Source organism: Arsenophonus endosymbiont of Aphis craccivora (assembly GCF_013460135.1).
Taxonomy (GTDB): domain Bacteria; phylum Pseudomonadota; class Gammaproteobacteria; order Enterobacterales; family Enterobacteriaceae; genus Arsenophonus; species Arsenophonus nilaparvatae.
The window spans coordinates 2102653-2115683 of the sequence record NZ_CP038155.1 but is presented as its reverse complement, the minus strand read 5'-3'; the positions used below and the strand labels follow the sequence as shown (position 1 = coordinate 2115683).

Below are 13031 nucleotides of genomic sequence, written 5' to 3'. Positions count from 1 at the left end.
CTATCAGTGTAACAGGTCTGAAAAAGCGCTATAATCTGATAATTTTTTATTTGTAGATGGTTTGTACTGAAGAAGGGCTTTGTTGAATAAATTAGAATTAGCCGACAGGATGGCTCCCTCTGCTACACCTGTTATCCGATCCTGACGCTGTGTGGCATACCCAACAACGTCATACGGTTCAGCGCTTTGACCATCGCCATTGCTTCACCTACCTGAGCCTCATAGTCATGCAGCCTCAGATGGCCACCCAGCAAAGTTTTTATGCGGAACATCGCTGTTTCTGCCACTGAACGCCGGTGATAACCCACTTTCTTTTTCCACATATCATTACTCCTGCTCAGACGCTGATTCGCCACCGCATGGTTACGTTCATGGTACTTGTCCGGCCAGTATTTCGCTCCGCTTCGCGGCGGGATAAGGCCTGATTTTCCGGTGGGTTTGGTTAATCAGGCCCGGCAGTGCCTGCGCATCTGTCGTTCCGCTGAGCGATAAGTCGGCACAGATAATCTCATGAGTCACACTGTCTGCTGCCAGATGAAGCTTGCGCCACACTCTTCGTCTGTCAGCCCCATGCTGCCTGACTTTCCATTCACCTTCGCCAAAGACCTTCAGACCGGTACTGTCGATGACCAGATGCGAGATTTCACCACGCGTTGGCGTTTTTATGCTGATGTTGACGCTCTTTGCTCGTCTGCTGACCAGCGAGTAGTCCGGACAGCACAGCGGCAAAGACATGAGTTTAAAAATCGAATAAACGAAGCCCTGTAATGCCCGGAGCGACAGGTTAAACACACGCTTCATCATCAGGACAGTGGTAACAGCCATATCGCTGTAGTAAAGCGGCCGGCCACGACCTTCAGGCGAAGAACTGTCAGTCCATCCAGCGATGGCCGACTCATCAAGCCAGACCGTCAGGGAACCGCGTTGTCTGAGTGCCTTGTTGTACGCGGGCCAGTTGGTAATTTTAAACTTTTGCTTTGCCATGGGGACCTGATGTTGAAACGAATTTAGCGATCAGCTCCGCCAATCACCTAAAAGTTCGATTTATTCAACAAAGCCAACTAACGGTAGAAAATGCCAAAGTTGAATTAAATAAAACCTATGCAGGACTAAAACGTTGGTTAGATAGAAATAGAGTGAAAAAAACGCCGAAAAGTTAACGCACTAAATTTGAAATAATATTCAAACTTAATAAGATTGGTATCTCTATCCAATCTTATTAGCTCTCAATAACTATAATTAATAAAAAATAACATAAACAATAAATGTCACTTGGTACCAAATATCTTATCGCCCGCATCACCCAAACCAGGAACAATATAACCATGTTCATCCAAATGATCATCAATAGATGCAGTATAAAGTTCAACATCAGGATGAGCAGCTTCCAGTGCCTTAATACCTTCCGGCGCGGCAACTAGTACCAATATTTTAATAGCATGACAGCCCTCTTTTTTAAGTAAATCTATCGTGGCAATCATTGAGCCGCCTGTGGCCAACATCGGATCAACAACCAATGCCATCCGTTCATTAATATTTGAAGCCAGCTTTTGAAAATATGGAATAGGCTCCAGCGTCTTTTCATCACGATAAACACCCACAACACTTATACGGGCACTGGGAATATTTTCCAGCACCCCATCCATCATTCCCAATCCAGCACGTAGAATTGGCACGACAGTAATTTTTTTCCCTTAATTTGCTCGATGTTTACCTGCCCACACCATCCTTCTATTGCAATTGTTTTTGTTTCTCAATTTGTTGTTGCTTCATCAGTTAACAGACTGCACACTTCTGAGGACAATTCACGAAAACGTTTAGTGCTAATATCTTTATCCCGCAATAAGCCCAATTTATGTTTAACTAACGGGTAGTTTTACCTCAACGATTTTCACGCTACTCTCCTTCAGGGCTTTGTTGAATAAATCGAACTTTTAGGTGATTGGCGGAGCTGATCGCTAAATTCGTTTCAACATCAGGTCCCCATGGCAAAGCAAAAGTTTAAAATTACCAACTGGCCCGCGTACAACAAGGCACTCAGACAACGCGGTTCCCTGACGGTCTGGCTTGATGAGTCGGCCATCGCTGGATGGACTGACAGTTCTTCGCCTGAAGGTCGTGGCCGGCCGCTTTACTACAGCGATATGGCTGTTACCACTGTCCTGATGATGAAGCGTGTGTTTAACCTGTCGCTCCGGGCATTACAGGGCTTCGTTGATTCGATTTTTAAACTCATGTCTTTGCCGCTGTGCTGTCCGGACTACTCGCTGGTCAGCAGACAAGCAAAGAGCGTCAACATCAGCATAAAAACGCCAACGCGTGGTGAAATCTCGCATCTGGTCATCGACAGTACCGGTCTGAAGGTCTTTGGCGAAGGTGAATGGAAAGTCAGGCAGCATGGGGCTGACAGACGAAGAGTGTGGCGCAAGCTTCATCTGGCAGCAGACAGTGTGACTCATGAGATTATCTGTGCCGACTTATCGCTCAGCGGAACGACAGATGCGCAGGCACTGCCGGGCCTGATTAACCAAACCCACCGGAAAATCAGGCCTTATCCCGCCGCGAAGCGGAGCGAAATACTGGCCGGACAAGTACCATGAACGTAACCATGCGGTGGCGAATCAGCGTCTGAGCAGGAGTAATGATATGTGGAAAAAGAAAGTGGGTTATCACCGGCGTTCAGTGGCAGAAACAGCGATGTTCCGCATAAAAACTTTGCTGGGTGGCCATCTGAGGCTGCGTGACTATGAGGCTCAGGTAGGTGAAGCAATGGCGATGGTCAAAGCGCTGAACCGTATGACGTTGTTGGGTATGCCACACAGCGTCAGGATCGGATAACAGGTGTAGCAGAGGGAGCCATCCTGTCGGCTAATTCTGATTTATTCAACAAAGCCCCTAATATGTGATTAAATGATGGCTTTATCATTTTTTTACTTCAAATTAAATTTATTATAAACGATATAATAACAATCAGAAAATGAACATTTATCTTATTGATTTACATGATTTTTAAATTTAATAATAATTAAATTTAAAAATTTATATTAACTATATTTTCTGTTTTTAATCTATCTAAGATAGGAAAAATAATATTTTTGTCGACTTTTTTATAAAAAATGGTTTAAATAAAAGTAAATATAGTTTTCTAATAATTTAAACATAAAATAATATTGCACGATATTGGATTAACAGCAATATTTGAACTGAAAAAGATAATATTTTATAACTTAAGGCTAATATTTTTTACTTTTATAATTTCACTGGTAGAGTATTGATGGGGAATATTTAGATGCAACGCACAGTAACAAAAGCTAAAACCTTCTTTGGTCATCCCTATCCTCTGAGCTCTCTCTTCTTAACTGAGATGTGGGAACGTTTTTCATTTTACGGCGTGCGGCCACTGTTGATCCTCTTTATGAGTGCAACCTTATTGCAAGGAGGAATGGGATTAACAATCGAGCAAGCATCCGCTATTGTTGGTATTTTTGCCGGTGGAGTTTATATTACCTCACTCCCTGGCGGATGGTTAGCTGATAACTGGCTTGGGCAGCGTAAAGCAGTTTGGTATGGATCACTAATTATTGCATTAGGCCATCTCTCCATCGCGTTTTCTGCAATTTGGGGTAATAGCCTATTTTTTATCGGATTATTATTTATTGCACTTGGAACGGGTTTATTTAAAACCTGTGTTACTGTTATGGTTGGCACTCTGTATAGAAAAGATGATACGCGCCGTGATGGCGGATTTTCACTGTTCTATATGGGAATTAACATGGGCTCATTTATTGCACCGTTAATTATTGGACCACTTTATGAAAAATATGGTTGGCATATCGGCTTTGGCCTTGGTGGAATTGGGATGCTGGTTGCTCTACTTATCTTCCGATTTTATGCCGTCCCCCAAATGCGTCGCTATAGTAAAGAAACAGGTATTGATGCTAGTTGGGAGCAACCAACCGTCAAGAGTAAAAACATTGGTAAATGGATCACATTTGTAATGGTATTATTGGCCGCTATCGTGATATTTATTGCGACCGATATCGTGCCATTTAATGCTACCATTATGGCCAAAAGTTTTGCTTATATCATTGCCGCCTTTGTTAGCCTCTATTTTATTTATATGTTTTTCCTGGCAGGATTAAATCAAAATGAGCGGATGCGCTTATTAGTCTGCCTCATCCTACTTATTTCAGCGACATTTTTCTGGTCAGCTTTTGAGCAAAAACCGACCTCATTTAATATTTTTGCTCGTGACTATACTGATCGCCATCTTAATAATGGCTTTGAAATTCCAACTATTTGGTTTCAATCAATTAATGCTCTTTTCATAATCACTCTTTCCCCGCTATTCAGTTGGCTATGGCCAACAATGGCTAAGCGCAATATAAACCCGACTAGTACCACAAAATTTGTCATAGCTATCTTATTTGCTGCTGCTGGGTTTGCCGTTATGATGCTAGCCGCAAACATAGTTATCATGCATAATGTCAATGTTTCACCTATTTGGTTAATCAGCAGTATATTATTATTAACCTTAGGTGAATTATGTTTAAGTCCAATTGGACTAGCAACAATGACATTACTGGCGCCTAAAAAAATGCGCGGACAAGTCATGGGGCTTTGGTTCTGTGCTAGCGCGTTAGGTAATCTGGTTGCAGGAATTATGGGCGGAAATATCAATAAAGAACAGTTACAGTCTATGCCAACACTATTTTCCCAAGTTTCTATTGCCCTAATAATTTGTGCTGCGGTATTGGCAATCTTAATTATTCCTATCAGAAAAATGCTACAAAACGTCGATCAACAAACAATTTAGGCTAAATAATGAATTTCTTCCCCTCAATCAAAAAATTAAGGGGAGATATTAATAACGAATAAAAATCAAAATGTTGACTATTTTTAGCATCAAAACTATAAGCTAGCCACTTAGAATAGCTACCAACCTAAAACTATATTACAGTAATAAACTCGGCTCAGACGACTCATTTGATATGACAAAAATAGCTATCATCTTTTTTGATAAATCGTATTGATTGATTCTAACTCTATTGACCAGCTTACAAGTCAATCACTATGACTATTGAATATGCAGTAATTAGTGGTGGATGTTTTTGGTGTGCGGAAGCGATATTTGAACAGGTAATTGGTGTAAAATCGGTAGAAAGCGGATATACCGGTGGAACTGTAGAAAACCCCACTTATGAACAAGTTTGCTACGGTAATACAGGACATGCAGAAGCTATTCGCATCGCTTTTGATCCAAAACAAGTAAATTATAATGAGTTGCTAGCTATCCACTTCGCTACCCATGATCCAACTCAGTTAAACCGGCAAGGCAATGATATTGGTAGCCAATATCGTTCCGCTATTTTCTTCACCTCTGCGCAACAAAAACAAGCCGCCGAAATAGCGATAAATAATGCCCAACAAACCTATGCAGCACCGATAGTAACTACCTTAGAGCCTTTTAAAAAATGGTATCCAGCAGAAAAATATCATCAAAATTTTTGGTAGAATGAAGGTCAACAGAACAGTTATTGTTTAGCTATAATCCCTGCCAAATTACAAAAGCTACGCTCACTTTTTGCTAACAATTGCCGCTCACCATCGTAAGGGCTTTGTTGAATAAATCAGAATTAGCCGCCAGGATGGCTCCCTCTGCTACAGCTGTTATCCGATCCTGACGCTGTGTGGCATACCCAACAACGTCATACGGTTCAGCGCTTTGACCATCGCCATTGCTTCACCTACCTGAGCCTCATAGTCACGCAGCCTCAGATGGCCACCCAGCAAAGTTTTTATGCGGAACATCGCTGTTTCTGCCACTGAACGCCGGTGATAACCCACTTTCTTTTTCCACATATCATTACTCCTGCTCAGACGCTGATTCGCCACCGCATGGTTACGTTCATGGTACTTGTCCGGCCAGTATTTCGCTCCGCTTCGCGGCGGGATAAGGGGCCTGATTTTCTTTCTTAGCAACGCGTCGTGGCAGTAACAGGCGTCATAAGCACCGTCTGCTAACACTTCCCTGATTTTCCGGTGGGTTTGGTTAATCAGGCCCGGCAGTGCCTGCGCATCTGTCGTTCCGCTGAGCGATAAGTCGGCACAGATAATCTCATGAGTCACACTGTCTGCTGCCAGATGAAGCTTGCGCCACACTCTTCGTCTGTCAGCCCCATGCTGCCTGACTTTCCATTCACCTTCGCCAAAGACCTTCAGACCGGTACTGTCGATGACCAGATGCGAGATTTCACCACGCGTTGGCGTTTTTATGCTGATGTTGACGCTCTTTGCTCGTCTGCTGACCAGCGAGTAGTCCGGACAGCACAGCGGCAAAGACATGAGTTTAAAAATCGAATCAACGAAGCCCTGTAATGCCCGGAGCGACAGGTTAAACACACGCTTCATCATCAGGACAGTGGTAACAGCCATATCGCTGTAGTAAAGCGGCCGGCCACGACCTTCAGGCGAAGAACTGTCAGTCCATCCAGCGATGGCCGACTCATCAAGCCAGACCGTCAGGGAACCGCGTTGTCTGAGTGCCTTGTTGTACGCGGGCCAGTTGGTAATTTTAAACTTTTGCTTTGCCATGGGGACCTGATGTTGAAACGAATTTAGCGATCAGCTCCGCCAATCACCTAAAAGTTCGATTTATTCAACAAAGCCCAAAAAAATATCTTATATATCTATATAATATTATTTTTTTACTTTTAAACAACAGATTTTTTATAGGATTTAATTTAATTGGTGATGATCTGAATACTAAATTTAGTTGAATAAGGCTATATTCAATGGCTCTCAACAGTCAAGTAATTATTATCGGTAAATATAAACTTTAATCACACAGTGATAATTTATAAAAACCTGCAATATAGTGACATCAGTCAGCTGATGCATAAATTTTTTTATTAACCATTTGGCTATTTTTGTCATTATTTAGCAGCAAATCGGATATGATAACTGAGGCTATTTTGTTGAATCATGTCTGAGGAGTTAAGCAATGAAACAGGTGGTGTATGTTGCCAGTCCAGAAAGCAAGCAAATTCATGTTTGGTCAATGGATGAAAAGGGCAAACTGACATTATTGCAACAGTTGACATTACCAGGTGAAGTACAGCCGATGCAGATTAGTCGTGATGGTCGACACCTTTATGTTGGTATCCGTCCTGATTTTGCGATTATTACTTATCTTATTTCAGCTGAAGGAAAACTCAGCCAAAAGGCCATTACCGCTATTCCCGCCACACCAACCCATATTGAAACTGATAATCAGGGGCGTTGGTTATTTATTCCCTCTTACCATCAAGGTAATTTAATGGTGTTACTGGTTGATCAACAGGGGATCGCTCAATCACCAATTCAAGTTATTGGCGATTTAAAACATCCGCATGCATCGGGAGTAAGTTTTGATAATTCACACTTGTTTGTCCCTTGTCTAGGGGAAGATCAGATCCGCGTTTATACCATCAATGACAATGGACATTTAACCGAACAGGTTGCCTATCGGATCACAACTAACGAAGGCGCAGGGCCCCGCCATTTGGCATTTTCGCCCAACCACACCGCTTTTTATTGTTTAAATGAGCTAGATGCCACCATTAATGTTTATTCTGCATTTGAACCTTATCAGCAAAAGCAAAATTGTGACATTTTAGCTGCCGGAGCGGCATGTAAACCTTGGGCTGCCGATATCCATATTACGCCAAATGGTCGTCATCTTTATGCTAGTGAACGTTCTGCCAGTATTATTCGCCACTTCGAGGTGACAGCAGAGGGGTTAGTATTAACGCCGATGGCAGCTTATGCAACCGAAACTCAACCGCGTGGCTTCAATATTGATCAAAGCGGTCATTTTTTGCTGGCTGCAGGCCAAAAGTCCGATCATATTGCGGTTTATAAAATAGATGCGGTGACTGGCGTGCTACAAGCATTAGATTGGTATCCGGTTGGCAAAGGGCCGATGTGGATCACGACCCATATAATTAAAAACTAAATTATTTTTAATTTACAGATTGATGACTATTTTTTTTATCGTTTGCGTTAACTTAGTCAGCTGTTCAGCGGTAATAATATAGGGTGGCATTAAATAAATTAATTTACCAAATGGCCGGATCCAGACTCCATCAGCAACAAAATGACGTTGTAATTCAGGCACATTGACGGGGCTTTTCATTTCAACAACACCAATTGCGCCTAAAACTCGCACGTCAGCAACTTGCGGTTGCTCTCGCAGTGGGTAGAGTTCAGCCATTAATTGAGTTTCAATGTTTTTCACCCATTTCTGCCATGGGCTATTTCTTAGTAATGTTATGCTCGCATCAGCGATCGCGCAGGCTAGTGGGTTGCCCATAAAAGTGGGCCCATGCATAAAACAGCCGGCTTTACCTAGGCTGATAGTCTCTGCGATAGAACGGCTGGTCAGAGTGGCTGACAGAGTAACATAACCACCGGTTAGCGCTTTACCTAAACATAAAATATCCGGCGCAATGCCGCTGTGTTGACAAGCAAATAATTTGCCGGTACGGCCAAACCCGGTGGCGATTTCATCGGCAATCAGCAAAATATTATAGTGATCGCATAATTCTCTCACAGCCGTCAAATAATTAGGGTGATAAATTCGCATACCGCCCGCTCCCTGAACGATCGGCTCAACGATAATGGCAGCAATTTTGTCTGCCCGTTCGGTTAGTATTTTTTGTAATGGGATCAGAGAGTCAGCTTGCCATTGTTGATAAAAACCGCATTGAGGCGCTTGCACGAAAATATGTTCGGGTAGATAGCCTCGATAAAGACTATGCATCGAGTTTTCCGGATCGCAAACTGACATAGCACCAAAGGTATCACCATGATATCCTTGTTGTAAGGCAATAAACTGGTGGCGCGCTTCGCCTCGTGCCTGCCAATATTGTAATGCCATTTTTAATGCCACCTCGACCGCAACTGAGCCGGAATCAGCCAGAAAAATACACTCTAATTTATCATCAGTTATATCGATTAATTGTCGGCACAAAGCAGTCGCTGCTGGATGTGTGATGCCGCCAAACATTACATGGGACATTTTCGTTAATTGCTCTGTAGCGGCTTGATTGAGTACGGGATGGTTATAGCCGTGAATTGCTGCCCACCAGGAAGCCATACCATCAATCAATTTTCTGCCATCAGCTAATTCAAGTTCGACACCTGAAGCGCGTACGACAGGATAGGCTGGTATTGGTTTGGTCATTGAAGTGTATGGGTGCCAAATATGTTTCGCATCAAAATTAATATTGTAGATTTTCATTATCCATAGTCAACTAATTATATTTATTTTAGTTGACATTATAACGCAGTGATTTAAACTGGCAATACTTTTTGTTTCAGAAGAGAGAATGGTGAATATGGAAAAACCATGGACACTTAGCCAGGCACGAGCACTATTTGATTTACCTTTTTTTGCATTACTTTTTCAAGCTCAGCAAGTTCATCGTCAACATTTTGATCCGCAACAGATCCAGATTAGTACTTTACTCTCAATTAAAACCGGCGCCTGCCCGGAAAAGTGCAAATATTGCCCCCAAAGTGCTCGCTATAAAACCGGATTAAAAGCCGAGCGACTATTAGAAGTACAGTAAGTGATCGAATCGGCTAAACAAGCCAAAAAAGCCGGTTCAACCCGTTTTTGTATGGGCGCTGCCTGGCGTAATCCCCATGAACGCGATATGCCTTATCTCGAATCCATGGTGAAAGAAGTCAAAGCGTTAGGCCTAGAAACCTGCATGACACTGGGTAAATTAAATGATCAGCAAGCACACCGGTTAGCGTAGGCGGGACTTGATTATTACAATCACAATTTGGACACCTCACCTGAATTTTATGGCAGTATTATTACCACTCGAACCTATCAAGAACGGCTGGATACGATTGATGTAGTTCGTCAGGCAGGAATGAAGATATGCTCTGGTGGAATTGTTGGTTTAGGTGAAAAGGTGACTGATCGTGCGGAGCTATTGGTTCAATTAGCTAATTTACCGCAGGCTCCTGAAAGTGTGCCGATTAATATGCTAATAAAAATAAAAGGCACGCCCCTTGAAGATAATGAAGATGTAGATCCTTTTGACTTTATTCGCGCCATCGCTGTTGCCCGTATTATGATGCCAACCTCCTTTGTCCGGCTTTCTGCTGGCCGTGAACAGATGAATGAACAGATGCAAGCACTCTGTTTTATGGCCGGGGCTAACTCCTTCTTTTATGGCTGTAAGTTATTGACGGCCGCTAATCCCACAGAAGATAAAGATCAGCAACTTTTTCGCAAGCTAAAGATTAATCCTCAACCGCTTGCAACCGCCTTGACTCACCACCAGCAAATTGAGCGGCTGGAAGAAGCGATGATGCAAGTGGATACGGAACAGTTTTATAACGCGGCACTATAATGAATTGGTCAACATTTTTAACTCGTCAACTTGATATGCGCAAGCAGCAAGCATTGTGGCGGCAGCGGCAGCTAATAAAAAAAATGATGCGTGTACGCTAATCTTTGAACAACAGCAGTATGTCAATTTTTCAAGTAATGATTATCTGGGATTAAGTCATCATGCGGCAATTATTAAAGCCTGGCAAACAGGATTAAGCCAATATGGAACAGGTAGTGGAAGCTATGGTCATGTTATCGGTTTTAATTGCGCTCACGCCCAATTAGAGCAACAGCTTGCCGATTGGTTAGGTTACCCCCGTGCTTTGTTATTTATTTCCGGCTATGCGGCAAATCAAAGTGTAATAACGGCCTTAATGAACAAAAATGATCATATTGTGGCCGATAAACTCAGTCATGCATCCTTACTGGAAGCCGCGATGTTATCGCCAGCTAGATTACAACGTTTTGCCCACAATCAACCTGACGCCTTAAGGCATCTTTTGGCGACCAATCATAATGGTAAAACACTGGTTGCTACTGAAGGTATATTTAGTATGGATGGCGATAGAGCCCCTTTAGCTCAATTACATGCAGTGACGCGGCAAGCGCAGGCGTGGTTATTAGTGGATGATGCCCATGGTATTGGCGTAAGAGGCCATGAAGGCAGAGGTAGTTGTTAACTAGCGCAATTCAGCCACTCATTGTTGGTAGTAATCAACGTTGTTTACAGTTATCTCAATTTTTACGCCAGCAAGGATTTTGGGTGCAAGCTATTCGGCCGCCAACGGTACCAGCGGGTAGTGCAAGATTAAGGATCACCTTAATGGCAAATCATCAATTAGCCGATATTGCACAGTTAATGGAAACATTAAATGACTTCTTTAACAACGACGCCGATGAATAAGCAAGCGATTGCTCATGCTTTTGGGCGGGCGGCCAAAAATTACGACAATATTGCCTTATTTCAACAACAAAGTGGCCAACATCTGTTTAATTGCTTATCTGCAATACCTGGTAAAAAAGTGCTGGATGCTGGCTGTGGTACCGGCTATTTCAGTGCGCAGTGGCAGTTAGCCGAAAAACGGGTTATTGCCCTCGATCTGTCGGCATCAATGTTAGCCATTGCTCAACAAAAGCAAGCGGCTATGAGCTATATCCAAGCCGATATGGAGAGGTTACCACTGGCCAATGAAAGTGTTGATCTCTGTTTTAGTCATCTTGCTATTCAGTGGTGTAGTAATTTATCTACCCCATTAAGTGAGTTATATCGTGTTACTAAAAAGGGTGGAGTCGTTGCTTTTTCTACTTTAGTCGATGGCTCATTACAAGAGCTACAACAGTGTTGGCAAAAAGTTGATAATAACCGGCACATTAATTCTTTTATGACTTTTGAACAAATTAAGCAGGCTTGTCGTGATTGGCCGCATAGTTTAGAACAGCGTTGCTGGCATTTAACTTACCCTACATTTGCCTGTTTACTTCAATCTATAAAGGGTATTGGCGCGACTTATCTAACAGAGGGGCGTCAGCAGCAGGGTCTAATGACAAAAAATCAGTTAGCTAAACTGGTTGATCATTATCCTCATATTAATCAGCAATTTCCTTTAACTTATCAACTGGTTTATGGAATGTTATATCGTGAATAGATGTTTTTTTGTCACCGGAACTGACATAGATGTGGGTAAGACTGTCGTCAGCTGTGCGCTACTACAAGCGGCTGCCGATCAGGGTTATCAAACAGCGGGCTATACACCGGTAGCCTCAGGCAGTGAACAGTTAACCATTGGCTTAAGAAATTCAGATGCTCAATTATTAAGAAAAAATAGTAGCGTGAAACTGAATTACCATGATGTTAATCCGATCGTTTTTGCTCAAGCAACTTCACCCCATATTGCTAGTTAACTAACAGGGGAGCTTATCGATTGGCAAATAATGCATACAGGATTAAATAAATTAACACAATCTGCTAACTGGATTATTGTCGAAGGTGCTGGTGGATGGTATACACCGCTTTGTGCTGAGCACACTTTGGCTGATTGGGTTATACAACAGCAATTGCCATTGATATTAACAGTTGGCATTAAATTGGGTTGTATTAACCATGCAATATTAACCGCACAGGCCATTGAGCAAAGTGGCTTATTATTGGCAGAATGGGTGGCTAATGAAATTATTTTACCGGGTCAATATCAGAAGGATTATTTGTTAACATTACAGCAACGGCTGTCAGCACCATGTTTAGGCGTTATTCCGCATTTGCCGAATTGGCAATCTCATTCGATTGGCAAATTTGTCAATTTAGATAACCTACTGTAATAGGAGTAATTTTGGGGCTAAAGCGTTATGCCGCTTTAGCCATATTTTGCTTGAATTAGCTTAATTGCAACAAATGAAATGCTATTTTTCTTTTTTTGCTTATAAAAAAATTTTTTTGTGATTATTTTTTTTGCAAAAATTTTTGCAAATGCTCAAGTGAAAATCTTACAACTATTGGTGCTGAAAAGAATTTCTTGAGTTATCCACTATTTCTGTGGATAACCTGGTGTATTAGATCTAGAAAAGTTACTCTAACCGAGATGGGATGAGGCTTGGCGGGCAGTTGATGCCATTCTCGGCTCTGAAGTGAAATTTTATAAAT

General features: G+C 42.2%; 7 protein-coding genes and 7 pseudogenes. 10 read left to right on the top strand and 4 right to left on the bottom strand.

The genetic code is table 11. The features are described 5' to 3' along the window. Positions 1–131 precede the first annotated feature (131 nt). Positions 132–984, bottom strand: a pseudogene (locus tag E3U36_RS10730) (IS5 family transposase). On the opposite strand from E3U36_RS10730, the gene E3U36_RS10725 reads away from it, so the two are divergent. Further along, entirely contained in the window at positions 978–1160 is a 183-nt protein-coding gene (locus tag E3U36_RS10725; RefSeq protein ID WP_180816511.1) for a hypothetical protein, read from the top strand. The pseudogene E3U36_RS10730 and the gene E3U36_RS10725 sit on opposite strands and share 7 nt — an antisense overlap. Positions 1161–1268: 108 nt before the next feature. On the opposite strand, the pseudogene upp reads toward E3U36_RS10725, so the two are convergent. After that, positions 1269–1895 (bottom strand): annotated as a pseudogene (upp, locus tag E3U36_RS10720) (uracil phosphoribosyltransferase). 90 nt (positions 1896–1985) lie between these two features. On the opposite strand from upp, the pseudogene E3U36_RS10715 reads away from it, so the two are divergent. From E3U36_RS10715 to msrA, 3 genes and pseudogenes are all read left to right on the top strand, one after another. After that, a pseudogene (locus E3U36_RS10715) lies at positions 1986–2838 on the top strand (IS5 family transposase). A gap of 451 nt (positions 2839–3289) precedes the next feature. After that, on the top strand, positions 3290–4816 hold the full coding sequence (locus E3U36_RS10710) for a peptide MFS transporter (protein ID WP_180816510.1): 1527 nt from the start codon (positions 3290–3292) through the stop codon (positions 4814–4816). Between the two features lie 257 nt (positions 4817–5073). After that, a pseudogene (msrA, locus tag E3U36_RS10705) lies at positions 5074–5613 on the top strand (peptide-methionine (S)-S-oxide reductase MsrA). Positions 5614–5670: 57 nt separating this feature from the next. Here msrA and E3U36_RS10700 read toward each other — a convergent pair. Then, positions 5671–6594, bottom strand: coding sequence for an IS5 family transposase (locus E3U36_RS10700; RefSeq protein ID WP_180816509.1), 924 nt, complete (start codon positions 6592–6594; stop codon positions 5671–5673). Between E3U36_RS10700 and E3U36_RS10695 the strand changes: the two genes are divergently transcribed. Both E3U36_RS10695 and pgl read left to right on the top strand, forming a co-directional pair. Next, on the top strand, positions 6588–6779 hold the full coding sequence (locus tag E3U36_RS10695; protein ID WP_180816508.1) for a hypothetical protein: 192 nt from the start codon (positions 6588–6590) through the stop codon (positions 6777–6779). The genes E3U36_RS10700 and E3U36_RS10695 overlap by 7 nt on opposite strands. 224 nt (positions 6780–7003) lie before the next feature. Then, the gene (gene pgl / locus E3U36_RS10690) at positions 7004–7996 is read left to right on the top strand and encodes a 6-phosphogluconolactonase (protein ID WP_180816507.1); all 993 of its coding nucleotides are present in this window, start codon (positions 7004–7006) and stop codon (positions 7994–7996) included. A 12-nt stretch (positions 7997–8008) separates the two neighbouring features. On the opposite strand, the gene bioA is transcribed toward pgl, so the two are convergent. After that, a complete protein-coding gene (gene bioA, locus E3U36_RS10685; RefSeq protein WP_180816506.1) occupies positions 8009–9283 on the bottom strand; it encodes an adenosylmethionine--8-amino-7-oxononanoate transaminase in 1275 nt (424 codons plus the stop codon). A gap of 97 nt (positions 9284–9380) precedes the next feature. Between bioA and bioB the strand changes: the two are divergent. From bioB to bioD, 4 genes and pseudogenes are all read left to right on the top strand, one after another. Beyond that, positions 9381–10412 (top strand): annotated as a pseudogene (gene bioB / locus E3U36_RS10680) (biotin synthase BioB). Further along, positions 10412–11297, top strand: a pseudogene (locus E3U36_RS10675) (8-amino-7-oxononanoate synthase). The pseudogenes bioB and E3U36_RS10675 overlap by 1 nt, the downstream one beginning before the upstream one ends. Next, positions 11290–12039, top strand: coding sequence for a malonyl-ACP O-methyltransferase BioC (gene bioC / locus E3U36_RS10670; protein WP_369412941.1), 750 nt, complete (start codon positions 11290–11292; stop codon positions 12037–12039). The pseudogene E3U36_RS10675 and the gene bioC overlap by 8 nt, the downstream one beginning before the upstream one ends. Further along, positions 12032–12709: pseudogene (gene bioD / locus E3U36_RS10665) on the top strand (dethiobiotin synthase). Before bioC ends, bioD begins: the two are co-directional and overlap by 8 nt. The last annotated feature ends 322 nt before the right edge of the window (positions 12710–13031 follow it).